Source organism: Leucobacter tardus (assembly GCF_017583045.1).
Lineage (GTDB): Bacteria > Actinomycetota > Actinomycetes > Actinomycetales > Microbacteriaceae > Leucobacter > Leucobacter tardus.
In genome coordinates this window covers 65,882-91,118 of the sequence record NZ_JAGFBF010000003.1, presented here as the reverse complement: position 1 = coordinate 91,118, position 25,237 = coordinate 65,882, and the positions used below count along the sequence as shown (strand labels likewise).

Sequence of the window (25,237 nt, the reverse complement as noted above, 5' to 3'; positions counted from 1 at the left end):
AAAACACCCCCGTAATCCTTCCTGGGCGGGTGGCATTTGCACACCACTCCAACCCGGCCCTTTCTCGTGCCGCGGGTCAGGCCCGGGGCTTCTCCACCATCTCGGTGGTCTCGATCTCGTCACCGATCTGAATATCGTTGAACTTGCCGAGCCCGATACCGGCTTCGAAGTCGGTCTTGACCTCGGTCACGTCGTCCTTGAAGCGACGCAGCGACTCGATGGCCAGGCCGTCCGCGAGCACGACACCCTCGCGGATGACGCGGGCCTTCGCGTTGCGCGTGATCGTTCCATTGCGGACGATGACGCCGGCGATGTTGCCGAACTTCGAGGAGCGGAACACCTCACGGATCTCGGCCACACCGGACTGCACCTCTTCGTACTCGGGCTTGAGCATGCCCTTGAGCGAGCTCTCAATGTCGTCGAGTGCGTTGTAGATGACGTTGTAGAACCGGATGTCGATGCCCTCGCGAGCCGCGCGCTCGCGCGCCTTGACGTCGGGACGGACGTTGAAGCCGAGCACGATGGCGTTGTCGATCGTGGCCAGGTCGATGTCGCTGGCAGTGATCGCGCCGACGCCGCGGTGCAGGATCCGGAGCTGGACCGAATCGTCGACCTCGATCTTCATGAGCGACTCCTCCAGTGCCTCCACAGCACCGGACACGTCTCCCTTGATGATGAGGTTGAGGGACTCGACCTTGCCGTCCTCGAGGGCCTTCGTGAAGTCCTCGAGGCTGATCCGCTTGCGCGCCTTGGCGAGCTGGGCGTTGCGCTCCGCTGCCTCGCGCTTCTCAGCGATCTGGCGGGCGGTGCGGTCATCGGGGGTGACGATGAAGTTGTCACCCGCGCGCGGCACACTCGACAGGCCCTGCACGAGGACGGGGCGCGACGGCACCGCCTCGGACACGGACTCGCCGTTCTCGTCGATCATCGCGCGGACACGACCGTACGCCGTTCCAGTGACGATCGCGTCGCCGACGCGCAGCGTACCCGACTGGATGAGCACGGTAGCAACCGAACCGCGACCCTTGTCGAGGCGAGCCTCGATCGCGACACCGCGGGCATCCTTATCGGGGTTCGCACGCAGATCCAGACCCGCATCGGCAGTCAGGAGCACCGCGTCGAGCAGCTCGGTGATACCCACGTCGTTCCGTGCGGAGACGTCGACGAACATCACGTCGCCGCCGTACTCCTCAGCGACCAGGTTGTACTCGGTCAGCTGCTGACGGACCTTCTGCGGGTTCGCGCCTTCCTTATCGATCTTGTTGACCGCGACGACGATCGGCACGCCGGCCGACTGCGCGTGGTTCAACGCCTCGATGGTCTGCGGCATGATGCCGTCATCCGCCGCGACGACCAGGATCGCGATGTCCGTCACCTGTGCACCACGAGCACGCATGGCGGTGAACGCCTCGTGACCCGGGGTGTCGATGAAGGTCAGGGCGCGATCCTTGCCCTCGTGCTCGGTGTGCACCTGGTAGGCGCCGATGTGCTGCGTAATACCGCCGGCCTCACCGCCACCCACATTGGCCTTGCGCACGGCGTCGAGCAAGCGCGTCTTACCGTGGTCGACGTGGCCCATGACGGTGACGACGGGCGGCCGCTGCTGCAGCTGCTCATCGCTCTCCTCCTCGAGCTCCGACTCGATGTCGATGTCGAAGCCTTCGAGGAGCTCGCGATCCTCGTCCTCCGGCGAAACGATCTGGATCTTGTAGCCCAGTTCCTCGCCCAGCACCTGGAAGGTGCCCTCGTCGAGCGACTCGGTCGCGGTCGCCATCTCACCCAGGTGGAACAGCACCGTGACCAGGTTCGAGGCCGTCGTATCGATCTTCTCGGCGAAGTCGGCGAGCGATGCGCCGCGCCGCAGTCGAACCGGGGTATCACCCGTGCCGCGGGGGATGCTCACGCCGCCGAGCGACGGGGCCTCCCGCATCTCGAATTCTGCCCGCTTCGCCCGCTTCGACTTGCGTGCCTTGCTCTTCGAGCCGCCACGACCGAATGCACCGGCCGTACCGGCACCACGGCCTCCACGGCCGCGACCGGCGAAACCGCCGCCCGGACGCGGGGCTCCGAAGCCACCGCCCGCACCGGCACCGGCACCGGGCCGTGCGCCGCCGCCACCACCTGGACGACCGCCGCCACCGGGGCGACCGGGTCCACCCGGACGACCGGCACCCGCACCCTGTGGGCGGGGAGCGGGACGCGGAATGTTGCCGGGATTCGGTCGGCTGCCGCTGCGGCTACCCTGCTGCGCGCTGAACGGGTTGTTGCCCGGCTTCGGCGGACGCGGGATGCCCATGCCCTGGCTCGACGCGAACGGGTTGTTGCCCGGACGCGGACCGGAAGGCTTGGGTGCTCCGGGCTTGGCCGCACCGGGCTTCGGTGCGGAACCACCGGGCTTCGGCGCCTCCGACCCCGGGTTCGGGGCGGAGCCGCTCGACTTGGGAGCGGTGCCTCCAGGGTTCGGGGCGGAGGATCCGCTCTTCGGCGGGGTGCCTCCGGGGTTCGGAGCGGTGCTTCCGGGGCTCGGGGGCGAGGACGGCTTCGCCTCGCCCGTCTCAGCGGCCGGCTTCGCCGACTTCGCCGGGGGCTTCGGGCCGGGCTTCGGAGCGCTGCTCTTCTTCTCAGCAGCACCGGACGACTGGGCGTCGCCGCTCTGGGTGACGCCATCAGCCTCGAGTGCGGCCTTCACCTTCCGGGCAACCGGGGGTGCGACCGCTGACGAACTCGCCTTGACGAACTCGCCCATATCTTTCAGCTTGGCCAGAACGACCTTGCTGTCGACACCGATCTCCGAAGCGATCTCGTGTACGCGTGGGTTTGCCACTTTTCTCCTGTCTGGGTTCACGCCAGACAGGCGAGAACCAAAATTATCGGACGGACCTCATTTTGAGCCGCTCATTAGTTATCCATGAGTGATTTCAGCCTGTTCTCTAGTGGGACCGTGTCGAGCTTGCTCGACACGCGCAATGCGCGCGCGAAAGACCCGCGCGACATCGCCAACGTCAAACACTGTGGAGTCGGATGGACCCAAGACCCGCGACCGGGATGCACGGCCCGCTCGTCAGCTATGAGCTGACCTCGGTGCTCGACAACTCGGAGCAGATCCTCTCGTGACGCGCGCTCGCGACACGCAACACAGGTTCGAAGCATGACTATCTTAGCAGTCAGTCGGACTCCATGATTGAATCTGGCTGGATGTCGATCTTCGCGCCCGTGAGCTTCGCCGCGAGGCGAGCGTTCTGGCCCTCCTTGCCGATGGCGAGGGAGAGCTGGAAGTCGGGCACCAGCGCACGCACCTGCTTGAGCGACTCGTTCAGCATGAAGACGTCGGTCACCTTCGCCGGCGACAACGCGTTCGCGACGAACACCGGGAGCGTCGATGAGTAATCGACGATGTCGATCTTCTCCTCGCCGAGCTCCGACATCACCGCACGCACACGGCGCCCCATCTCACCGATGCAGGTGCCCTTCGCGTTGATTCCGGACTCCTTGGCACGAACGGCCACCTTGCTGCGGTGGCCGGCCTCGCGAGCGAGGGCGACGATCTCGACGGCCCCGGACGTCAATTCGGGCACTTCGAGCTCGAAGAGGCGGCGAACGAGACCTGGGTGCGTGCGCGACACCGTCACCTGGGGTCCCTTCGTGCCCTTTGAGACGCTCGTCACGTAGACACGCAACCGAGTGCCGTGCGAGTAGTCCTCACCGGGAATCTGCTCTTCAGGGGGCAGGATCGCCTCGATCTCCCCGAGATCGACGTGCACCATGCGAGGGTTCGGACCCTGGTGGACGATGCCGGAGACGATTTTGCCCTCTTTGTCCTTGAAGACACCGAGGACAGCGTCGTCGGACAGGTCTCGGAGGCGCTGGTTGATGACCTGCTTGGCAGCGGCCGAAGCGACACGACCGAACTCGTCGGTCGTCAGCTGGGCCTCTCCGATGACACGGCCTTCGTCGTCGAGCTCGGGCACGAAGACCGAGATCTCGCCGTTCTTGCGGTCGAGTGTCACGCGCACATCTCGCTCGTTCGGAACGGTACGGTTCTGGTTCTCCTGATGCTTCAGGTACGCGGAGTGGATGGCCTGCTCGATGATTTCGGCGAGTTCCTCGAAAGGAATCTCCTTTTCGCGCTCAAGTCCACGCAGCATCGCGAGATCGATCTTCACGGTGCCCTCCTATTCACATGTCCGGCCCGCACGGTTCACGGGTCAATCCCCCAGGATACCGCACGTTGCCGAGTCATTCCGCCTAGGCTGAAGGTATGCCCCAGACTCCCGCTCGCCCGTCACACGACCGCCAGTCCGCGCATGCCGCACCCGACGCCCTCGAGTATCGCGTCATCGCCGATGACGATCATGCCGGCATCGATGCGGTGTCTCGAGCGGGCGCACGCGGGTTCCTCATGGGTGAGCCAACAGATGCTGAACTCTCCGCTCAGCGCGCTGCGGTGGAGGGTCGTCGTCACATTGCGGTCTTCGATGCGTCACTGCTCCACCCGGAAGTTCCGGTCGCGACGGTCGGCTCTTGGATCACTGAGATGTCCACTCCGGGTGGCAGCGTCCCGATGTGGGCCATCTCAGCGGTGACGGTGGCTCCGACGCACCGTCGACGCGGCATCGCTCGAAGCATGCTGGAACGGGAGTTGCGAGATGCTTCTGATGCCGGGCTCGCCGTTGCCGGGTTGACGGCGTCGGAGGCGACCATCTACGGCAGATACGGGTTCGGGATCGCGACGACCGCAGTCCGTTTTACCGTCGACACGCGTCGCGCTGGTTGGGTCGGCCCTGAGACGGATGGACGCATCGAGTTCATCGACCGCGAGGAACTCGCGGTGCATCTCGGCGAGGTGCACGAGGAGGGCCGCTGGGAACGCCCGGGAGATGTGCGGGGTTGGTCTGAACGGTGGCGGGAGTTTGCCGGGATCGCTGCCGGCGAAGAGGACGGCAAGCACGTCCGTGGTGTGCGCTACGTCGATGCGGAGGGGCAGGTGCGAGGCGCGATGGCGTATCGCGTGTTCGAGCCTGATAGCGGGCCGGTCCGACTCGATGTTCGTCTGCTTGCGGCGGCGAGCCGAGAGGCGGAGGCGGCGCTGTGGCGTTTCGCGGTGCAGTACGACCTTGTCGATCAGGTGACGGCGGATCATCGCCCTGTTGATGACCCGCTGCCCTGGCTGGTCCTGGATACTCGTGCGGTGACTGCAGAGTCGCGCGACTTCGAATGGCTGCGGATTCTCGACGTGCCGGCGGCGTTGTCGGCTCGAGCGTACGCCGCCCCGGTTTCGGTGGTGCTCGAAGTCGACGATCGTTTGGGCTATGGCTCGGGTGCTTGGTTGCTGCAGGTGGATGCGTCCGGCTCGGTGAGCGTCGGCGCTGACGAGGGGTCGGGTGAGCCTCGCGTCGCTTTGGGTATCGTCGAGCTTTCGTCGTTGTTCCTCGGCGGTGTTTCGGTGCGTGCGTTGGCGGACGCGGGTCGTGTGCGCGGGTCGGATGTCGCGATCGCCGCACTGGCGAACGCGTTCCACAGTTGGCGTGCACCGCAGTTGAGCATCGGGTATTGAGCGCCGTCTTTACGCGAACAGGCGTATCGTGCTCGTGCGGGCACGTCAGTCGACGGCGTCCCAACGCGGGAACGGGCGGTAGTCTCCGGGAAGCAAGAGCAGCCGCTCGTCTTCATCGATATCGAACCGAGCATGCTCACCTCGTGCCTTCTCGGCTTCGTACCGCTCGTGAACGTCGTCGGCGAGCTCCATGTACGTGCCCCAGTAGGGCGGCGTGTATGCAGCAAGTTGTGCACCGTTTTTCGTTTCTTCAAGCGCAAACCAAGCACCGGCTTCGGTGGTCGCTGTAACCCGGGAGCTACCGTCCACACTGCTTCGGACGTCCTCGACGGTCCAACCGCGTGCCCGCCACCGTTCTCCCGTCACCTTCAACACGTGAGAGATCTTCGAATCCGTGGGAAGTGTGCGAGTCGCCTCGAAACAGTAGCTGTTCTCGCGAGTCATACCTCGGATGGTGCGGTCCATCCCTGCACCATCGAGCGGGTACACCTGGATTCGGATGCCAGAGAGGGCCCACTCCCCCGTGTCGATCGCCTTTTGTTCTCTCGCCACAAGTTCATTGAAGTGGGCATATCGTTCGCTGGCGCGCTCATAGCGTTCTTCACCGGTCAATCGTCGAGAGTCGTTCAACGTTTCTCCATCCGCATCACTCATCAATGCACATCCACCAAGCAAACAGGAGATCGCGAAGAGAAGAGTACATTTCAGCATTTGAGAAAGTACATGCATATTCATTCCTTGTCGTCATCACCTAAGATCGCGCTGAGTTGATGGACCACGGTGGATCTCGGATCCAGATATCCGACTGCACGATCCGCACTTGAGTCCTGGCCCGGATTCAGGAAGTGACTCGTCACACCTCTTCCCCACCCGCTCTCCTCTGCAGAGAGCACACGCACCCCGTCTAACTGGCGCGGGTCGACGCGAGGACCAGGCTCAGAGAGATGGAGGCTGACGCCGACCGGAGCGATTCGATCCTTTGCGGCAAGCGTCGCGTAAAGTTCGCGAGCGTGCAGCTGCTCAGCAGACGTACCCGGCTTCAATCCCGCCGACCCCATCGTGAAGAACGCGTCGACCGGCTCCCTCGTGAGCTTCAGGGCTTCCGCAGCGGTGTTCGACCCGTAGGAGTGACCGACGACCACGGTGCGGCTCGGCGGATCGTCTCTTCTCGTCGCACTGAGCCCGTCGAGAAACGAAGCGAGCGTCAGACGTCCGGCCTCGGCGCGAGCTTGGAAAGGTTCCTCCCAGACTTCAGGCGATCGATAACCCACCCAGGTGACCATCCCCACGTCGGGATTGCGCTCCCGGATACGCGCGAACGCTTTGAACGAGTCGTCGATGCCCCCCACGTCCGATTTCATCCCTGACACCAGCATGCCGATCCGAGAGGCGCGGTCGAGATCGCCGAAGGACACTGCCGCCGTCACCACCCCGTCGTGACGCCCGAGCGCCAGCAGTTGCACCTCACCCGTACCTGAACGTTCGGCCTGCCGCACGTCACGTCGAATCCCAGCGAGTTCGTCACGGAACTCGCGCATGTCGACCTCACCCGGCGTGAACCCCATTCGTGCCGCGACCTCTGCGAGCCTCATGCGACGTCGACGCTCGCCGAGACCGTTCTCGAGTGCCCAGTCGAGCACCGCTCTCGCCGCCCGGTTCATCACCCAGAAGGGAATGCCATCGATGCTCGCGAGCTCACAGGAGTACTCGACGATAAGATCATCCACCTCGCTCGGAGACATCCCGACCACCACTTCGTTCCAAACACGGGCAGCAGCGCCCGGCGCTAGCGTGCCCTCGAGGAGAGCCTCGAAGCTGTCGCTCCCCGCGACCGTGCGAGCACTCGTGTACCCGGCCACGACCGAGGAGACCGCGTTCTCCTGCCCGACCGGAGACTCGATGTTGCGGATGAGCGCACCGAGTGACGTGCGATCGAGGCGCCCGATCAGCGCATGCTCCGCCTGCGTCCGTTCATCGACGAGTCGCCGCCAACGCCGGACAGACGCCTCGATGGACTCCACCGCATCGTTCCAGACTCCTGCCGCAACTCTCCATCGTGAGTCGAGCACTCCGAAGCGATCCGCTTCGATGAGGAAGGCCCGTGCCCCGGCAGCTTCCGCGCGTGCACTCGGCACGGCGCTCGCCGGAGGGGCAACCGGAGCCCGCTCGCGCCAAGAGAGCGCAATCGAACACCCGAGTTCCGAAGCGATTTCACTCAGCGTCTCGGCAGCGGCAGCCAAATGCGTCAGCGCCTCATCCACTCCGGACACCACCGCATGAGCCTCACGATGTATTCGAGTGACCTCGTCGGCGTGCCGCCCGAGAGCATGACCGCCGTCGTCCGCCGAGACGCCGGCGAGTTCGCATCCCGAGATGACGGTGTCACGGAGGCGACGCGAGGTAGCGGCCGTATGTCTCGACTCCTGCCGGTCGAGCGCTGCTGACGCTGAAGTGAATTCTCGTCCCGCATCTAGAAAGCGAGCGCGCATGGCCTCCGCGAATTTCGCTGCAGCGGAGAACGTCTCGGCGCTTCCCACGATCGGCGAGGGTTCTGGCAACACTTCCGATGGGGTGGGCAGTACGCTCATCGCTGGTCCCCGCCGAACTCATCGCCTCTTGCGAACCCGGGCCCGAGCGCGCGCGAGATCGAAAGATCGATGCTGTCCGAGTTCTGGAGCGACGCCGCGACGATTCGTGCCGCACTGCCACCGGCCACCGCGACGGCGGATCGCGCGGACTCCAGCGCCCGCATGAAATCCGCGATGTGTTCCCCTGCGCCGACCAACAGGGTGTCGGCGGCGAGCGCAGGAATCTCCTGCCGTGTACTCAGGTGCTCCGCAGCTCGGGTCAGGAACGTGGCCGCTGCCCTCGAATGACCCTCATGAATGACAAGCTGCTCGCTCATGATCACCTCTCGTCGTGTCAACGGCGAGCGCGACCTGCACGCCCACCACACTGCCTGCGTGGATCAACAGCCCGCGCCCTACCGGCTCCTCCCGACGGATGCGACGCGGAAAGGACTCGCGGAACGGACCACTCCCGTCGAGCGGATCCGGTTTCAAGGAGATTCCCCACCTCGGGTGTCGTACCGCAGCGGACAGCGGGTGCGGGAGTGCGTTCGGGTCGCTCTCAATGAGTATCAACGCGCCGGACCGCTTGACTCGTCGCGCGAGCAGCGCGAGGCGTGCGAGCACCCGATCATCGTCGCAATCCATCGCCCGCTCGACCACGATCAATCGTCGCGAGCGCAGAGTCTCTGATGCCCGGTCGGCATCTGCCCCGCTCACGTCGGTCAGGAGTTCTTCCACGAGGTCTCCGATCTGTTGCTCGCCCATTGCACACCGTGTCCACTGGCACGAGTCCCGCAGTGCCGACCGGCCGAACGTGAGCAGCACGGTATCCGCTGTCGTGCCGTGTTCGCGGCACCAGCGAACCCACGCGCGCACGCACGTGTCGAGAGTCGTCGTCACTCCTGACGCGGGCGGTCCCACGATGAGTGCGAGTCCTGCTGTCGGCATGCTCACCGGCGTTATCGCGGTGGTCTCGATACCGATGACCGGTCCCCCGGCATGGGTCACTGGGAGCGCACCGAGGGCGATGCATCGCGGCGCGTTGTGCAGCCGAGTCGCCCGCGGTACCCCCGCGCGCTCGAGTTCTGCCGCGCGATGAGCCACGGACCGGAAGAGCGCCTCGTGACCAGATTGAGGGGCGAGCGAGGCGAACTGGAACTCCTCCTGCGAACCGGCGATGATTCCTCGACCGGGCGGGGCTACGGTCATCGCATCGGTACTCAGACCGAGCAGCGCACTATCGCTCTCACTCACCAGGCGCAGGACGAAACGTCTCTGGATGCTCGCGGCGAACGCGGCCGGGATCGCCCCCGGCCGATCAGTGGTGAGGATGACATGTACCCCCGCGGCACGCCCGCGTGAGAGGATCTCGGCGAATGGGAGGTCCAATGGTGCGGGGACCGCGGAGGATGCCGATGCCTCACGAAACGCGGCGAAACCATCGATCAGCAGCACGGCGCGCACATGTCCGATCGGAGGCTCGTTCAGTACTCGACAGAGTCGCTCGAGGATCCGCGAGACGAGTTCGAGGTCGGACGACGAAGCAATAGCGCCGACAGACGGCAACACCTCGAGACCATGTAAGGAGCCGCCGGTCGCATCGATCCCATAGATCTCAATCGGTCGAGAGGTCGTTGACGATCGACTCAGCTCGCAGGCGCTGGTGACCAGAGCGCTGGTCTTACCCGTTCCGCTCGCCCCGAGAATCGCGACGTGCCCCACGGCGCACAGGTCCAGCGTGAGGGCCGACTGGCTTTGCTCCTCGGGAACGTCCACGAGACCGACCGGCACTCCTCGCTCGGCGTCACGAGAGATTCGCGCGTGAAGCGTATCCATCGAGAGTTCCGCGGGGAGCGGTTCCAGCCAGGGTCGTCGTGCGTGACGCACTTTGGCATCCGCGGCCGCTGCACGAACGGCGTGCACCACGCGCTGCAGGTCGGTCGTCCGATGCTCCCCCGGCGCGGGGGTGGTTGCAGATGCATCGTTGAAGAGCGGACGACTCGAGAATCCCAGTCGGGCAACGTGGATTTCGGATTCGGTCTCGCTCGACTGCGCGACTGCTCCCAGATGTCCGGTCTGGAACTGTACGGGCGCATCTCTTCCGAGGCGAACAGTGGCTCGCCCCGGTGTCGTCACGGAGATTCGCGAGGCGACCGGTGACTCGATGACGTCCCGGCTCTCGCGGTCGTCGGCCATTCTCAGGGCGATGCGAATACGGGTGTTGGCGCGCACATTCTCGGTGATCACCCCGGCGGGGCGCTGCGTGGCCATGATGAGGTGGAGTCCGAGCGACCGACCGCGCTGTGCGATGTCGACGATGCCATCGATGAACTCGGGTACCTCGTTCGCGACCGTCGCGAACTCGTCGATCACGATGACGAGAGCGGGCGGCGCCGTGACATCGGAGGCACGCTCGAGCGTCAAGAGATCCTTCGCACCTGCCTCGACGAGCAATCCTTCTCGATAACGCAGTTCGGCTCGCAACGATTTCAGCACCCGGTCGGCGAGGTGGCTCGAGAGGTCCGTGACCATTCCGACGGTGTGCGGCAGCAGGGCGCAGTCCGCGAACGCTGCGCCCCCCTTGAAATCGAACAGCAGGAACGTCACTTGCTCGGGACTCAGACTCGCCGCCAGACTGATGACCCACGTCTGCAGGAAGTCGGATTTGCCCGACCCCGTCGTGCCACCGACCAGGGCATGCGGCCCGTCTGCGCGAAGATCGATGCGCAACGGGCCGTCAGTCCCTTGACCGAGGGTTGCGGCGAGCGGGGCAGGCACACGTCGACTCCCCTGGCTCCAGTCTGCGCGCACTGAGCCTGTGGCTCTCCATCCGCGCAGTATCGCATCGGATCCAGCGGTGAGATCGACTTCGTGCAGATCCCGGAGAGCGACGGTGTCTGCGAGCTCGTTCCGCGTCTCGCGAAGAATGTCAGCGGCATTGAGCGGTGCCATTCGCCGAGCGGTGAGCTCGGCAGTCTCAATATCAACCGATTCGGCGCGTTCCAGAGGGGTGGTCAGCCCGGCCCGGACCGAGCCCACGCGGCAGGACTCGGTGTCGCACTCGACATAGGTGCGGCACGCCGCGGGGACGGCAGCACTGCTCTCCGCGCACCAGACCAGGTGCACTCCGAACTCTGGTCCGTATTCTGCGAGGCGGATGAGTCGTGCGCGTGCGACATGGACTTCGCTCAGCACGAGCACCACGATGGTGGGACGGGTGCCGGCCCCGCCGACGACGACACCCGGAACATCCCCCGCATCCGACTCCGGCGCGAAACGTGCCGTCGGAGCCGCGGGTGCCGTGTTCCCCGCACGCCGCTCGACTTCGCACTCGAGTGCGGCGACGAGTGCCGCAGCGTCGTCATCGGTGTCGGCGAGGTGAGGTGTCATGAGCGGACCGGCCGTCATATCGACGTGGGGCGCCCACCCCAGCCATGCCCATTGCGATGCGCGAGCTGCGTCCGCGAAACAGACCACCCGCATATCGGAGGGAGCATGCAGTCCGATGAGTTGCAGGACGAGTGCGCGGGCGATGCCGGACATCGTTTCCTCCGGACCGCAGACGGCGATCGATCCGGCACTCGACAAACGCTCGACGATCGGCACGCACTCGACGCTCGCGAAGTCGTCCGCGAGGCTCTGAAGCTGATCATGCTGCGTCTGCGGCCCGCCCTCCGGCACCGTGCACGTCGTGCGGCTTGTCGACCGGCCGGTACCGAACCGCACCGAAAGGAAGGCTCCGTGCTCCGTCCGTCTCGTCCACAGCACTCGGGTCCGGTGCCGTGCCGCGTGGACGATTTCTCGAGTCGACGGGGCTTCGGCACTCCTCGCATCGATCTCCCGTTCACGAGCGTTGGTGAGCACCCGTCGCTCACGCGCGAGTGTTCGTTGAAACTCGGCCTCACCTCGCCGCGTCTGCGTGCGTCCTCTCAGCCGTTCGACCATCCAAACGGACCCCGCGAGGAGGGGTGACAGCACCGCGAAGACGAGGCTCGTCGCAGATCCGGTCACCAGCCACATGGCGATCCCCAGAACGGCCGGGGCGAGCATCGTGACGAGCGGTGCACGCGAAGACGCTGTGTGCTCCGGCGGCCGTGGAAGCAAATGTTCGGCTGGGGCGAACGTCGCAATCACTCGGGGTGGAGGGGTGTAGGAGACCTGCCCTGCAGGGGCACCCACCTTCGGCACCCGATGAGACCGGGACCATGTGCCATCGACCCGCACGCGCAGACTGATATCACCGATCTGAACGACACGGGCACCGGGTGCGGGAAGCGCGACCGACTGGCACCGCACCCCGTCCGCCGCGATTCCGTTCACGGACGCAAGGTCGCGTATCACCGCACGGTCGCGCAGATCGATCACGCAGTGCGTGCGCGACACACTGCGGTCACCGATTCGCACACGGTTGTGCGCCCCTCGCCCGACGCGGTTCGCCCCGGCGATGAGGCTGAAGCGATGCCCCCGCTCCACTCCGTCGAGCACTTCAACGGTTCCGACGATCGGTGTGCTGCGCGGAAGCCGCGCGGCGGCGTCGAACTCGTGGAGGATGCGCACCTCCCACCCCGATTGGACGCCGGACGACTCGAGTGCAGCACCCGGATCGATGACATGCGCATCGTTCCCGTCTACCGGGCGGCCGACGAGCGTCACCGGGCCGCGGTGCGTAACAGCGGACCGGTCCTGCCAAGCCCGCCGGTCGCAGCGAAGCTGGAGGGCGCGCGCGACCTCGCTCACCGACACGCTGGGTGCGCACGAGATGACGACGTCGTCCGAGGAGGCGTGCTCGCCGAGCACCCTCAATCGCAGATGCATGACGCCGGCCTATGCGATGCGTGCCGCGATCTCGGCGTCCATGTCACGCATGGCGTTCGCCGTCTGCTGCAGAAACGTTTGAATATCGGTCAAGTGCTGCGCCGTCTGCTGCGCGGACTGCGTGTATTGCGTGTACGACTCCGTGAACCGCACCGATGCGAGATCGGTCACGAACCCCGAAGACACGAGTTCGCCGATGAGTGCCTGCAGATGGTTCAACTTCTCGATGATCTCGTCGCGCCCCGCTCCTAAGCGTGACGCCGCCGCCTCGATCTCTGCGTAGCTCACTCGAATATTCGACATTCCGACTCCAGTACTTCGAAGATGCCGCGAAGAACTCCCCAGTTCGCGTCGGCCGCCCTGGCCTTGCCCGACCGGAAGGCCGAACACGTCTGAGCTTATCGAAACAGGAAACGTCGGAATAGTAATCCCCAGGCTGCAGTGTGAAGGGATTCTGGCGCAGCCTGGGGACGAAGAGAAACGAACAGGTTTACCGCGCGAGCCACCCGGCAACGTCGGTCAGCGCGATCTTGTCCTGCGTGCCTGCGGCCCGATCACGGACCTCGGCGACACCATCGGACGCATCGCGCCCCACGACGACGACGCGCGGCACACCCAGCAGTTCGGCGTCGCCGAACTTCACACCGGGCGACACCTTCGGCCGATCGTCGAACAGGACGTCGATGCCCGCGTTCTCGAGCTGCGCGACGAGGGTTTCCGCCGCCTCATGGATCGCGGGATCCTTCCCGGTCGCGACGACATGCACGTCGAACGGGGCGACCTCACGCGGCCAGATGAGTCCGCGATCGTCGTGGTTCAGCTCGGCGAGGATCGCCATGATCCGCGTGACACCGATGCCGTACGACCCCATCGTGACGGTGACGAGCTTGCCGTTCTCGTCGAGCACCTTGAGACCGAGCGCTTCAGCGTACTTGCGACCGAGCTGGAAGACGTGGCCGATCTCCATGCCCCGGGCGGTCTCGATCGGACCGGACCCGTCCGGAGCAGGGTCTCCGTCGCGCACCGACGCGACATCCACGATGCCGTCTCCGACGAAGTCGCGTCCGGCGACGAGGAATGCGACGTGCTGCTCGTCGGCGTTCGCGCCCGTCACCCACGCCGTGCCCTCGGCGATGCGGGGGTCGAGCAGCAGGCGGATCCCGGTGGATCCGGCCTCGCCGAGCACCTGCGTCGCGGATCCGTCGGCCCCGATGAGCGTCGGGCCGATGTATCCCTTGACGAGGCCGGGGTGCTGAGCGAAGTCCGCAGGGGTCGCCGACTCGACCTCGTGATTCGGGAACGCGACCTCGACGCGCTTCATATCGGCGTCCCGGTCGCCCGGAATCGCGACGACCACGAGTTCGCGTGCGCCGTCCAGGTCCGTGACGGCGAACACGAGGCACTTCAGCGTGTCCGCAGCCGTCCACGCGCGGCCGCCCTCGCGCGGCAGCGCCCGGTTGGTGTGCGCCACCAGGGTATCGATGGTCGGGGTGTCGGGCGAGTCGAAGACGTGCGCTGCCGGCTGACCGTCGAACGGCTGCGGTTCGGGAGCGGTCGAGACGTACGCCTCGACGTTCGCGGCGTACCCACCGGCCGAACGCACGAACGTGTCCTCCCCGATCGGCGTCGGGAGCAGGAACTCCTCGCTCTTCGAACCGCCCATCGCTCCGGCGTCGGCGGAGACGATGACGTATTCGAGTCCGAGCTTCTGGAAGATGCGTTCGTACGCGTCGCGCTGACGCTGGTAGCTCTGCGCGAGCCCCTCGTCGGACGCATCGAACGAGTACGCGTCCTTCATGGTGAACTCGCGGCCGCGGAGCAGACCGGCCCGAGGACGAGCCTCATCGCGGTACTTGTCCTGAATCTGGAAGAGGGTGAGCGGCAGCTCCTTGTAGGAGCTCACGATGTCCTTCACCATGAGCGTGAAGACCTCTTCGTGGGTCGGAGCGAGCAGGTAGTCGGCGCCGTGCCGGTCCTGCAGACGGAAGAGCGCGTCGCCGTACTCCTCCCACCGTCCCGAGATCTCGTAGGGTTCGCGGGGCAGAAGCGGCGGGAAGTGCACTTCGTGCGCTCCGGCCGCGAGCATCTCGTCGCGCACGACACGCTCGATCTTCTCCTTCACTCTGAGCCCGAGCGGCATCCAGCCGAACACCCCTGGCGCCTGTCGACGCAGGTACCCCGCGCGCACCAGCAGCTTGTGGCTGGGCACCTCGGCGTCGGCGGGATCCTCGCGGAGGGTCTTCAAGAAGTAGTTGCTGAGACGAGTAAGCACGGCTCCCATCGTAGTCCGTTGCGACCGGACTCGATGGTCGTGCGTCGCAGGCTCGTAAGCTGGTCGGGTGACCGTCGTTTCAACCCTGCTTCGCCGGCGCTGGCTGGGCCCGGTGGCGGTGCTCGCGGTCGCGCTGATCCTCCGGTTCTGGGCGCTGGGGCGCCCCGATACCCTGGTCTTCGACGAGGTATATTACGTGCGCGACGCCATCAGCCAGTTGGCGCACGGGTACCCGACGGTGTGGCCCGACCGCGAGCCGAGCCTGGCGGGCGGACGGGCGACGGAGTTCTCGGAGTCCGCTGCCAACGCGGTGCACCCGCCGCTCGGCAAATGGCTCATCGGGCTCGGGATCCTGATATTCGGCGCCGACACCGGGTGGGGATGGCGATCGGCCGTTGCGCTCGCCGGTGTGCTCACGGTCGCGCTCACCATGCGTCTCGCCTGGAGCATGAGCCGCAGCCTCGTCACCACCTGCCTCGCCGGCCTGTTGCTCGCGATCGATGGCGTCCACGTGACACTGTCGCGCGTTGGACTGCTCGATGGGTTGCTCGCCTGCGCGATCGTGGGGGGTGCGCTGTGCCTCTGGCACGACCATCTGCGGGATCGGACGCGCTCATGGTGGATGCGGCCGTGGCTCATCGGGGGCGCGGCGTGCTTCGGCGCGGCTTCGGCGATCAAGTGGTCAGGGATCTATCCGTTGGTGTTCTTCTTCGTCTTCATCGCGGTGAGCGACGTGCTCGTGTCGCGTCGCACCGGGTCCCGTCGCCCGTGGCTCGGTGCTGCAGCGCGGACGTTCGTCACCGGCATCGGAGCACTCATAGTCGCACTCACGACGTATGTCGCGTCGTGGACCGGGTGGATCCTCACCTCGGGCGGCCATGCGCGCGACAGCGCTTCCTCGTGGTGGGGGGCATTGTGGCGATACCACGTCGAGATGCTCGAGTGGCATCGAACGCTGTCGGCACCGCACCCTTACGACTCGTCGCCGTGGACCTGGCCTCTCGGGCTCGTTCCGACAGCGATGCACCGCTCCTCCGTTCCCGCTCCGGGGGCGGAGCCCGGTTCCGATGCAGCGGATTGGGTGTCCGTGGTCTCGCCGCTTCCGAATCTGCTCGTGACGTGGGGTGGACTGCTCGCGCTCGTCATCCTGGTGATCGCGGTGGGGATGGCGGTGACGCGCGCTGCGCGGCGACGGGGTGGCGGCCTGGTCGCGAACCCGCTGGTCGGAGCCGCGGCGTTCATCGTCGTCGCGTATCTCTCCGGGTGGCTGCCCTGGGTACTCACGGTCTCTCGGTCAGCGGTGTTCCAGTTCTACGCCGTCGTGCTCACACCGTTCGCGGCGCTCGCCCTCGCGCTCGTGCTCGCTGAACTCGTGCGGGCACCGGACGCGGCGGGCCATCGTCTGTTCCGATTCGCCGACGATCGCGGCGCGCTTCTCGGGCGCAGGATCGCCGTCGGCATCTTCGCGTGCGTCGCCGTCGCGGTGTCCTGCTTCTTCTTCCCGCTCTGGACGGGTATGCCGGTGAGCACCGCGTTCTGGCATCTGCACCTCTGGTTGCCCGACTGGGTGTGACGCGTCGCCGTCGCGTCCGGTCGCTCAGAGCAGTCGTCGAGACAGCGCCCAGGCCGTGAGTTCGTGGCGGTTGGAGAGCTGCAGCTTGCGGAGCACCTTCGACACGTGGGTCTCCACCGTCTTCACCGACAGGAACAACTCGGCTGCGACCTCCTTGTAGGCGTATCCACGGGCGATCATGCGCATGACCTCCTGCTCGCGCGCCGAGAGTCGATCGAGTTCGTCGTCGACCGCGGCCGTCTCACCGATCCCCGCGCCGAATGCGTCGAGCACGAACCCCGCGAGACGCGGCGAGAACACCGCGTCGCCAGCCGTCACGCGAACGACTGCTTCCGTCACCTCCGCACCGGTCGACGCCTTTGTCAGATATCCGCGTGCGCCGGCCCGGATCACCGAGACGACATCGTCCGCCGCGTCCGAAACGCTCAGTGCGAGGAACCGCGTCCGGGCCGGATCGATCACCCCTGTCAGGCTCCGGATCACCTCAGCGCCCCCTCCCCCGGCGCCGCCTGGAAGGTGGACGTCAAGGAGCACGACATCGGGTGCTGCATCCGTGATCGCGGCGACGGCCTCGTCGACAGTGGCGGCCTCGGCGCAGACATCGAGTTCGGCTCCGAGGTCCGAGCGGAGGCCGGCCCGAAAGATCTGGTGGTCGTCGACGATCACGACGCGGATCGGGTGTGCTCGCGTGTTCACGGGGTCTCCGTTTCGTGATGCGGGGTGCTCGGCGCCCCTGAGCGAGGTGCAGCCAGTCTCACAGAGGTGCCCGATCCCCCGGGCCCGGGCACGATCCGCGCCGATCCTCCGGCGCGATCCATACGTCCGAGGATCGATTCGCGAATACCCATTCTGCCCTCCGGGAGCGCTTGCAGATCGACTCCAGGCCCCCGGTCGGTGATATCGATCGTGATCCGGTCGCCGGCGACCTCGAGGTAGACGGTCACCGTCCCTCCGGCGTGCCGTGCGGCATTGAGCATGGCTTCCCTGGCAGCCGCGACGAGAGGTTCCGGGGCCTCCACACCCGGCGCGACGCCCACGGCGACCACTTCGAACCGCACGGCGTGCTCCGCCTCGAGCGCTGCGGCGTGGGCGGCGACCTCGACGTCGACGGCGTCCCGGTCGCGCCCGGGTGCGCCGTCAGCGGTTTGGAAGAGCCACTGCCTCAGCTGACGCTCCTGACTGCGCGCGAGACGGTCGATGTCGCTCCCGGCTTCCGAACGCTGCTGGATCAGCGCGAGCGTCTGCAGCACCGAATCGTGGAGATGAGCGGCGATCTCCGAGCGCTCGGCCTCCCGTGCCCGCCCGGCCCGCTCGGCGATGAGCTCTCGGTTCAGTCGGAGGAGCCAGGGGGCGACGGCGAGCGCGACCCCGAGCAGCACGGACAGCGCCGCAGCGATCACCGTCCACGCATTGGGCTGACGGGCTGTGACGAAGAACATCAGGACACCGACCGCGACCAGCGCGAGCGCGGCGAGGACCCGCGGCACGACACTGCGGTCGGGTCTCGCCCGATCCGCGATCTGCCACCAGGCGAGACCGACGCCGACGCAGATCGCGAACGTGGGCAGGATGAGGTCGAGACGCACGTCGACGTCGAGACGCATGAGCACGAGCGCGATCCCGACCGCGAGCAGGCCGAGACCGAGCATGATCTCGGCGACCGGGATGCGGCGCTGGGGCCCGCGAACGCGGTCGCGGGGGGCGGCTGATGCGGGATCGGCACTCCGGGCCGGCGCCTGACCGTCCGGGCGGGTGAACGCGCGTCGCAGCGGTACGACGCCGTCGGTCTCCCCGTTCTCCGGGACGGTCGCCCACAGCCACGCGTACAGCAGAGCTCCGGCGCCCCCGAGCAGCGTCAGTGCCGCGAGCACGATGCGCACCTGCACCGCTTCCCACCCGAGGTGCTCCGCAAGCCCCGCGCCGACGCCCGCGATGACGCGATCGTGGCGCGGACGCCGGAGGGGAGCTCTGTTCACACTCTCATCCAAGCACCCCGACGCGCGACCCGCATCGTTCCCGGCATGGAATCAGGGTTCGGTCAGGGGGAACCCCGATGGCGTCACTCGGAGGAGCGGAGGAGACTCGAGAGCATGAACGCACCACACTCCACGGGAGAGCAGACTCCCCCCGAACCGCAGGCGGGCCGTTCCGAACGACCGGCCGACGGGTTCTTCGGTTGGATCCGCGGCCTGGGACTCGCACGTTCCGAGGATCGCTGGCTCACGGGCGTCGCAGCCGGCATCGCCGCGAAGATCGACATCGATCCGCTGATCGTGCGCGGCATCTTCGTGGTGCTCGCCGTCCTCGGCGGTCCGGGGATCCTGCTCTACGTGCTCGGGTGGCTCCTGCTACCGGATCACACCGGCCGGATCCACGTGGAGGACATCATCCGGGGGCGAGCGTCGACCGGGGTACTGACCACCGCCGTCGTGCTCGCGGCGATCATCGTACTCCCGGTCCTCCTCCGCATCGCCGGACTTCCGTTCGGCGGTCTCGCGCTCTGGGACGTCTGGGGCATGCCCGACTGGATCTCCGCCCTGTTCGCCGTGCTGTGGTGGACCGCGATCGTGGGTGGAGGGATCTGGCTCGCGGTCTGGTGCGTCTCCCGCGGACGAGGCTCACCGGCTCGGCAGCCCCGTGCTGCGGAAACGCCCGAGACCGATCCAGGTTCCGGTTCAGGGCGCGACTGGGGGCCGTGGAGCGAGCAGGTGAGCCAGCGCGCCGGTGAGTGGGGCGAAGACGTCGGACGACGAGCCGCGGAGTGGAGCGAGCGGGTGAGCGCGGAGAGCACCGCGAGACACCGGGCGAGGCGGCTCGGCGCCGGGCACGTCCTCCTGACGCTGGCGTTGGCGCTGCTCGCCGGCGGGGCCGCTGCGGCCGCGATCCTCGGCGACTGGGTCACGTTCCCGCTCGCGGACGGTGCGGGCACCGTCCGAAGCGCCTTCGTCATTGGCGGCATCGTCGCGCTCGCCGTGCTCGGGCTCTCCCTCATCATCGCCGGCGCACGGGGCAAAGACGGCGGGATCATCGTCTTCCTGTCGTGGTGCGGCGTGATCGCACTGCTGTTCGCCGCGGTATTCCCGGCCGGCTCCGCCTTCCAGCCGTTCGGCGACCGCACCGTCACGGTGTCCGATGGCAGCGATCCCGGCGTCACGATGATCGCGGGTGACGCGACGATCGACCTCTCCGACCTCAATTCCGGATCCGGGTCGTTCGACACCGAGATCTGGCTGCTCGCCGGACAGGCACGCGTGGTGCTCCCCGAGGATCGCCCCACGATCGTCGACGTTCGCCTGCTCGCGGGGAACATCACCGAACGCGGTACCGCCGCCGACGGTCGCGAGAGCTCGGGAGTGCTGCAGCACCGCACGATCACCGCGGAGACCAGCGGCCGCACCGCGCAGCAGTCGCAGACCGATGAGGCGGTCCACGTCACCATCAGGCTCGCATTCGGCAACGCCCGTGTCTCCGACGACCCCGTCGACTTCGCGATGGCCGCCGCCCCCACCACCGCACTCGCACCTGAGGAGGCGCAGCGATGAATACCACCCCCCTCGAACCTCCGGAGCCCGCGAGCCCCGCGTCGCCCACGACGCCGCTGGCCGCTGAATCTGGATCGGGCGCCGCACCTCCGACCGCCGAACCTCAGACTCCGGAAGCGCCGCTGGCGCCTGGGAAACGCTCAGGTGCCAGCACCGGCACCATCGTCTGGGGTGTACTCGTTCTGGCCTTCTGCGCCGGCGTGCTGCAGCAGACGGTCGCTCCCGGCACCGTGGACCCCGGCGTTTGGATCACGGGCGTGATCCTCGGACTCGGCGCATTGCTCCTCGTGGTCGCGGTGGCCGTCATCCTGCGCGGTCGTCGCTGACGCCTCAGTTCCGCGACTCGTCGTTCTCGAGTCGCGGGATCGGGCGCGTCTGCGTGTTGATCCAGTGCAGTGGAATCTCGATCTCCACCCGCGTGCCGCCGGCGGCATCAGGACTCCACGTGATGGTGCCCCCGAGTTCGCCCTCGATCAGTGTCCGCACGATCTGCGTGCCGAGGCCATCGCCGACAGTTCCGCCAGGCAGTCCGGTCCCGGTATCCACGACCTCGACGGAAAGTCGGCGGTCGTCGCGATTCGCGCGGACGAACACTTCGCCTTCGCGACCGGCCAATCCGTGCTCGACGGCGTTCGTCACCACCTCGGTGAGGGCGAGCGCAAGCGGCGTCGCGTACTCCGAGGGGAGCTCACCGAACGTGCCTTCCTTGCGGGGGTGCACCGTGGTGCCGTGCAGGCTCGCGACCTCGGCCGCCAGACCGACGACTCGATCGAAGACCACGTCGAAGTCGACGATCTGGGAGAGGCCGGTCGACAGCGTGTCGTGCACGACGGCGATCGCGGCGACGCGTCGCATCGCCTGACCCAGCACCTGCTTCGCCTCCTCCGCGCGAGCGCGGCGCGCCTGCACGCGGAGCAGCGACGCGACCGTCTGCAGGTTGTTCTTCACCCGGTGATGGATCTCCCGGATCGTGGCGTCCTTCGTGATGAGTTCCTGCGCCTGCTGACGGATCTCGGTCACGTCGCGGGTCAGCACGATGCCGCCGGCACGGTGCCCGTCGCGGATGACCGGGATCGAACGGAGGGTCACGGTGCGACCCAGCGCTTCGAGGTCGGCACGCTTCGCGATCTTCCCCTGGGCGATCAGGGGCAGGCTCTCGTTCGTATCGAACTGACCGCGGACGATCTCTGCGACCGCTTCCGGGAAGCTCTCCCCCTCGAGCTCGTCGCGGTACCCGAGCAGGTTGAAGGTGGACTGCGTGTTCGGGCTCGCGAAGTGCACGAGACCTTCGGGGTCGACGCGCACCAGGCCGTCCGCCGCACGCGGCGCCCCCCGCTCGCGTCCGCGACTCGTGCCGGGTGATGGGAAGTCGCCGTGCTGGATCATCGTGAAGATGTCGAGAGCGCACTCCCGGAACGCCGCTCCGATGCGAGAGGCGTTCCTCGCGTCCGAGACGCTGGTGTGCAGCGTGATCACCGCGAACGGCTGCGACGGATGCCCGTCGCTATCGCGTCGTGCGACCGAATAGGCCGTCAGACGCATCGGATTCTCTTCGTACCAGGCGGGTGCCGTCGAGTTCACGGGTTCGCGCGTCTGCAGCGCCTCATCCACGAGATCCTGCCAGTCCGGACGCAGGTACTCGCCCAGGATGTCGCGGTAGAACATCGTGACCGAACCGGCCGGTCTGCTGTGCGCGACTGCGAGATACGTGCCGTCGGGCGTGGGAGCCCACAGCACGACATCGCCCAGAGCGAGATCGGCGAGCAGCGGCCAATCGAACATGAGCAGCTCGAGCCAGTCGATCTCCTCCTGCCCCAGGCTGGAGTATTTCTCGGCAAGTTTTCGCAGTGTCGACACGGAAGTCAGCCTACCCTCCGATGATCGTGTCACCTGCGCATCCGCGCACAGGGAATGATCGCCGTTGACACGCCTCGCCCACCGTTTTCTAAGGTGGAATCACGAGACGCGGCCAACAGGTGGGGCATCCCAGGGGAGAGCGCCGCTTCGATGCACCCATTGGAACAGGAGCGCCCGTCGTGCCCGGACACCCTCCCCTCGCCTCACGCACTGCGACCGCTCCGAACAGCCCTCCGGACATCCCTCCCCCGCCTCGGGCCTTCATCGCCGCCCTCGCGGTTCACGCGGTCGAAGTTCTGGACGGGAGCCGGCCGTTCACCCAATTGCGCAGTCGCCTTTCAGCATCTGCTGCGGAGCAACTGTTCTTCCAACGCCAACTTCGCGCTGAGCGGCGAGCGGTGCACCGTGATCACCGCCGCATGGTTCCGCATCCCGGTTCGGTGTTCACCTCGGAGCCCAGGCCCGGGGCCGTCGAGGCGAGCGTCACCGTCTACGTCGGTCGTCGCGCCATCGCTGTCGCCATGCGTCTCGAACTCGCCCACGGACGCTGGCGCGCCGAAGTCATGGGAGTCCTGTGATGCGGGGGTCAGCCCCGACGGGACTCCCCGCGCAGCTTCGCGACCTCGTACAGGGTGACACTCGCCGCCACACTCGCGTTGAGCGATTCGGCCGCCCCCGTGATCGGGATCGAGACCAGCGCATCGCAGTGCTCGGCTACGAGTCGCGAGAGACCCTTGCCCTCGCTGCCGATCACGAGCACGAGCGGACGGTCGGCGAGATCGAGGCCAGGCAGCGGAACATCGCCGTCGCCATCGAGACCCACCACGAAGACGCCCTGCTTCTTCATGTCCTTCAGCGTCTGCGTGAGATTGCCCGCCATCGCCACCGGGATCCGCGCCGCTGCCCCGGCGGAGGTCCGCCACGCGGCCGAGTTCACCGGCGCAGCGCGTCGCTGCGGAACGATGACGCCCTGCCCGCCGAACGCCGCGACGGATCGAATGATCGCCCCGAGATTGCGAGGATCCGTGACGCCGTCGAGCGCGACGAAGAGCGGGGTCTGATGGCGATCGACCACCTTCTCCAGCAGATCAATCGGGTGCGCGTACTCGTACGGCGGCACCTTCAGCGCAACACCCTGGTGCACGGTATCGCGCGACACCATGCGGTCCAGCTCAGGACGCATCACCTCGAGCACCGGCAGATTCGACTTCACCGCGAGACTCAAGATCTCCCGGAATCGATCATCCATCTCCACCTTGGCGGCGATATAGAGCGTCGTTGCGGGCGACTTCGTGCGCAAGGCCTCGAGCACCGCGTTCCGGCCGGTCACGAGCTCGGAGTCGTCAGTCTGCTGCGGGGCCCGACCCCGTCGCTCTCCCGAGTCCTTGCCGCCACCGTGCCGCTGGCGCGCCGCATCGTAGCGCTCGCGCGCGGCCTTGGCCTTGCCCGCGGGATGGTACGGGCGGTCCTCAGCCTTCGGCGTCGGTTTCTTGCCCTCGAGCGCCTGCCGGCCCTGACCGCCGGAGCCGACGGCCTTCCCGCGGCTCTTCTTACGTACGGCGCCTGGGCGCCCCTTCTTCGTATTCATGTCACACTCCAGCGAGTTCCGGTCGGACTGTCTTCCAGGGCGACGCCCGCATGCTGCAAGCGATCGCGAATGGTGTCGCTCAAGGCGAAGTCTTTTGCCGCTCTCGCGGAGGCGCGGTCAGCGAGAAGTCCGCCGATCAGCGCGTCCAGCACGGCGGCAGGGCGATCATCATTCGCGGAGGCGCCGGCCGACCACTGGTCGGCTCGACCGTCGACTCCGAAGACGTCGAGCATCGCGGCGACCTGCGCTGCGGCGGCGATGCTCGCATCGAGATCACCGTCGTCGAGGGCCGTGTTGCCGGCGCGGACGGTCTGGTGCAGCACGCCGAGGGCCTGCGGCACACCGAAATCATCGTGCATCGCCGAGACGAACGCTTCGGGCAGATCCGCCACCGACGCAGTGCCGTTCAGAGCAGGGAACCCCGCATCGTCGCCCGCGGCCCGTTCCACCCGCGATACGAACCCCTCGATGCGCGAGAGCGCCGTCTCCGCTTCGGCGAGCGACTCCTCGCTGAATTCGAGCGTTGAACGGTAGTGCGCCGATCCGAGAAAGTACCGCAGCGCGATGGGTCGGGCCTGCGCGAGCAGATCACTCGCGAACAGGGAGTTGCCGAGCGACTTCGACATCTTCTGCCCACCGGTGTTCACGAGGCCGTTGTGAATCCAGAGACGCGCGAACGGGTGACCCGCCGCATTCGACTGGGCGAGCTCGTTCTCGTGGTGCGGAAAGCGGAGGTCGAGCCCGCCTCCATGAATGTCGAACTCGTCGCCGAGATACCGTGTCGACATCGCCGAGCACTCGATGTGCCAGCCAGGTCGACCCCGTCCCCACGGCGACGCCCACGACGCGGTCACCGGCTCGTGCTCGCGATGCGCCTTCCAGAGCGCGAAATCACGAGGATCGCGTTTGCCGACCGGTTCGCTGTCCGCCGCGTCCTCCATCTGATCCAAGCTCTGGTGAGTCAGCGCACCATACTCCGGCCAGCTCCGGGTATCGAAGTAGACGCTCCCCGACCCGTCCTCGGCGACATAGGCATGACCGCGATCGATGAGCTGACCGATGAGATCGATCATCTCCTGGATGTTCGCCGTCGCGCGCGGCTCGTACGTGGGCGGGAGCACGCCGATCGCATCGTACGCCGCGGTGAAGTCGCGCTCCACCCGATACGCGAGCGCCCACCACTCCTCGGGGGCTCCCGCGTCCGCCGCGGCACGCGCCCCATCGAGGATCTTGTCATCGATGTCGGTGACGTTGCGGATCAGGGTGACACGGTATCCACTGGCCCCGAGCCAGCGGCGGATCTGATCGTAGACGAGGGCGCTGCGCAGATGCCCGATGTGAGGAGCGGACTGCACCGTCGGCCCGCAGACGTACAGGCCCACCTCGCCCGGGGTCACCGGGTCGAGGTCGAGGAGTTCCTGACGCTTCGAGTCGTAGATGCGCTGATTCACAGCCTCTACCCTACT

Annotated in this window: 20 protein-coding genes; 6 read left to right on the top strand and 14 right to left on the bottom strand. The window is 66.8% G+C overall.

All coding sequences use genetic code 11. The annotated features are described in order from the left end of the window. Positions 1 to 76 precede the first annotated feature (76 nt). The 3 genes from infB to nusA all read right to left on the bottom strand — a co-directional run bounded on the left by infB (position 77) and on the right by nusA (position 4,163). Complete coding sequence (infB, locus tag J4H85_RS05540) at positions 77 to 2,824, bottom strand: translation initiation factor IF-2 (RefSeq protein ID WP_208237703.1); 2,748 nt, start codon at positions 2,822 to 2,824, stop codon at positions 77 to 79. 74 nt (positions 2,825 to 2,898) lie between these two features. Then, on the bottom strand, positions 2,899 to 3,150 hold the full coding sequence (locus J4H85_RS14340; RefSeq protein WP_208237701.1) for a YlxR family protein: 252 nt from the start codon (positions 3,148 to 3,150) through the stop codon (positions 2,899 to 2,901). A 14-nt stretch (positions 3,151 to 3,164) separates the two neighbouring features. Beyond that, entirely contained in the window at positions 3,165 to 4,163 is a 999-nt protein-coding gene (gene nusA, locus J4H85_RS05530; protein ID WP_208237699.1) for a transcription termination factor NusA, read from the bottom strand. A 95-nt stretch (positions 4,164 to 4,258) separates the two neighbouring features. Between nusA and J4H85_RS05525 the strand changes: the two genes are divergently transcribed. Further along, on the top strand, positions 4,259 to 5,554 hold the full coding sequence (locus J4H85_RS05525; RefSeq protein WP_208237697.1) for a GNAT family N-acetyltransferase: 1,296 nt from the start codon (positions 4,259 to 4,261) through the stop codon (positions 5,552 to 5,554). 45 nt (positions 5,555 to 5,599) lie between these two features. On the opposite strand, the gene J4H85_RS05520 is transcribed toward J4H85_RS05525, so the two are convergent. Beyond that, entirely contained in the window at positions 5,600 to 6,283 is a 684-nt protein-coding gene (locus J4H85_RS05520; RefSeq protein WP_208237695.1) for a hypothetical protein, read from the bottom strand. A gap of 2 nt (positions 6,284 to 6,285) precedes the next feature. Further along, a complete protein-coding gene (locus J4H85_RS14245; RefSeq protein WP_208237693.1) occupies positions 6,286 to 7,689 on the bottom strand; it encodes an alpha/beta hydrolase in 1,404 nt (467 codons plus the stop codon). A 141-nt stretch (positions 7,690 to 7,830) separates the two neighbouring features. Here J4H85_RS14245 and J4H85_RS05510 point away from each other — a divergent pair, with 141 nt between their 5' ends. Continuing rightward, positions 7,831 to 7,998, top strand: a complete 168-nt coding sequence (locus J4H85_RS05510) for a hypothetical protein (RefSeq protein ID WP_208237691.1) — start codon at positions 7,831 to 7,833, stop codon at positions 7,996 to 7,998. Positions 7,999 to 8,138: 140 nt separating this feature from the next. Here the strand turns inward: J4H85_RS05510 and J4H85_RS05505 are convergent, their stop codons facing one another. The 4 genes from J4H85_RS05505 to J4H85_RS05490 all read right to left on the bottom strand — a co-directional run bounded on the left by J4H85_RS05505 (position 8,139) and on the right by J4H85_RS05490 (position 15,211). After that, entirely contained in the window at positions 8,139 to 8,459 is a 321-nt protein-coding gene (locus tag J4H85_RS05505) for a hypothetical protein (RefSeq protein WP_208237689.1), read from the bottom strand. After that, positions 8,434 to 12,939 (bottom strand): type VII secretion EssC family protein, encoded by a 4,506-nt coding sequence (locus J4H85_RS05500; protein WP_208237687.1) that lies wholly within the window; start codon positions 12,937 to 12,939, stop codon positions 8,434 to 8,436. The genes J4H85_RS05505 and J4H85_RS05500 overlap by 26 nt, the downstream gene beginning before the upstream one ends. A gap of 9 nt (positions 12,940 to 12,948) precedes the next feature. Next, complete coding sequence (locus J4H85_RS05495; protein WP_307863439.1) at positions 12,949 to 13,227, bottom strand: WXG100 family type VII secretion target; 279 nt, start codon at positions 13,225 to 13,227, stop codon at positions 12,949 to 12,951. A 202-nt stretch (positions 13,228 to 13,429) separates the two neighbouring features. Then, positions 13,430 to 15,211: a proline--tRNA ligase gene (locus tag J4H85_RS05490; protein ID WP_208237683.1), complete on the bottom strand. Its 1,782-nt coding sequence runs from the start codon at positions 15,209 to 15,211 to the stop codon at positions 13,430 to 13,432. Between the two features lie 67 nt (positions 15,212 to 15,278). Here J4H85_RS05490 and J4H85_RS05485 point away from each other — a divergent pair, with 67 nt between their 5' ends. Continuing rightward, the gene (locus J4H85_RS05485; RefSeq protein WP_307863438.1) at positions 15,279 to 16,784 is read left to right on the top strand and encodes a dolichyl-phosphate-mannose--protein mannosyltransferase; all 1,506 of its coding nucleotides are present in this window, start codon (positions 15,279 to 15,281) and stop codon (positions 16,782 to 16,784) included. A 24-nt stretch (positions 16,785 to 16,808) separates the two neighbouring features. On the opposite strand, the gene J4H85_RS05480 is transcribed toward J4H85_RS05485, so the two are convergent. Together J4H85_RS05480 and J4H85_RS05475 are read right to left on the bottom strand one after the other, a co-directional pair. Then, on the bottom strand, positions 16,809 to 17,480 hold the full coding sequence (locus J4H85_RS05480) for a LuxR C-terminal-related transcriptional regulator (protein ID WP_208237681.1): 672 nt from the start codon (positions 17,478 to 17,480) through the stop codon (positions 16,809 to 16,811). Beyond that, a complete protein-coding gene (locus J4H85_RS05475) occupies positions 17,477 to 18,760 on the bottom strand; it encodes an ATP-binding protein (RefSeq protein ID WP_208237679.1) in 1,284 nt (427 codons plus the stop codon). Before J4H85_RS05475 ends, J4H85_RS05480 begins: the two co-directional genes overlap by 4 nt. 114 nt (positions 18,761 to 18,874) lie before the next feature. Here J4H85_RS05475 and J4H85_RS05470 point away from each other — a divergent pair, with 114 nt between their 5' ends. Next, entirely contained in the window at positions 18,875 to 20,326 is a 1,452-nt protein-coding gene (locus tag J4H85_RS05470) for a PspC domain-containing protein (protein WP_208237677.1), read from the top strand. Next, the gene (locus J4H85_RS05465; RefSeq protein ID WP_208237675.1) at positions 20,323 to 20,652 is read left to right on the top strand and encodes a hypothetical protein; all 330 of its coding nucleotides are present in this window, start codon (positions 20,323 to 20,325) and stop codon (positions 20,650 to 20,652) included. The genes J4H85_RS05470 and J4H85_RS05465 overlap by 4 nt, the downstream gene beginning before the upstream one ends. Positions 20,653 to 20,656: 4 nt before the next feature. Here the strand turns inward: J4H85_RS05465 and J4H85_RS05460 are convergent, their stop codons facing one another. Further along, positions 20,657 to 22,183: a sensor histidine kinase gene (locus tag J4H85_RS05460; RefSeq protein WP_208237673.1), complete on the bottom strand. Its 1,527-nt coding sequence runs from the start codon at positions 22,181 to 22,183 to the stop codon at positions 20,657 to 20,659. Between the two features lie 119 nt (positions 22,184 to 22,302). Here J4H85_RS05460 and J4H85_RS13920 point away from each other — a divergent pair, with 119 nt between their 5' ends. Continuing rightward, positions 22,303 to 22,761, top strand: coding sequence for an Rv3235 family protein (locus J4H85_RS13920; protein ID WP_307863436.1), 459 nt, complete (start codon positions 22,303 to 22,305; stop codon positions 22,759 to 22,761). An 8-nt stretch (positions 22,762 to 22,769) separates the two neighbouring features. On the opposite strand, the gene rlmB is transcribed toward J4H85_RS13920, so the two are convergent. Both rlmB and cysS read right to left on the bottom strand, forming a co-directional pair. Further along, the gene (gene rlmB, locus J4H85_RS05450) at positions 22,770 to 23,771 is read right to left on the bottom strand and encodes a 23S rRNA (guanosine(2251)-2'-O)-methyltransferase RlmB (protein ID WP_208237669.1); all 1,002 of its coding nucleotides are present in this window, start codon (positions 23,769 to 23,771) and stop codon (positions 22,770 to 22,772) included. Further along, a complete protein-coding gene (cysS, locus tag J4H85_RS05445) occupies positions 23,768 to 25,222 on the bottom strand; it encodes a cysteine--tRNA ligase (protein ID WP_208237667.1) in 1,455 nt (484 codons plus the stop codon). Before cysS ends, rlmB begins: the two co-directional genes overlap by 4 nt. Positions 25,223 to 25,237 lie beyond the last annotated feature (15 nt).

Coding starts and splice junctions, on each gene's coding strand:
- J4H85_RS05510 (WP_208237691.1), top strand. CDS start 7,831: ATGAGCCTCACGATGTATTCGAGTGACCTCGTCGGCGTGCCGCCCGAG.
- J4H85_RS14340 (WP_208237701.1), bottom strand. CDS start 3,150: ATGCTTCGAACCTGTGTTGCGTGTCGCGAGCGCGCGTCACGAGAGGAT.
- J4H85_RS05470 (WP_208237677.1), top strand. CDS start 18,875: ATGAACGCACCACACTCCACGGGAGAGCAGACTCCCCCCGAACCGCAG.
- rlmB (WP_208237669.1), bottom strand. CDS start 23,771: ATGAATACGAAGAAGGGGCGCCCAGGCGCCGTACGTAAGAAGAGCCGC.
- J4H85_RS05505 (WP_208237689.1), bottom strand. CDS start 8,459: ATGAGCGAGCAGCTTGTCATTCATGAGGGTCATTCGAGGGCAGCGGCC.
- J4H85_RS05520 (WP_208237695.1), bottom strand. CDS start 6,283: ATGCATGTACTTTCTCAAATGCTGAAATGTACTCTTCTCTTCGCGATC.
- J4H85_RS05500 (WP_208237687.1), bottom strand. CDS start 12,939: ATGCATCTGCGATTGAGGGTGCTCGGCGAGCACGCCTCCTCGGACGAC.
- J4H85_RS05465 (WP_208237675.1), top strand. CDS start 20,323: ATGAATACCACCCCCCTCGAACCTCCGGAGCCCGCGAGCCCCGCGTCG.
- J4H85_RS05525 (WP_208237697.1), top strand. CDS start 4,259: ATGCCCCAGACTCCCGCTCGCCCGTCACACGACCGCCAGTCCGCGCAT.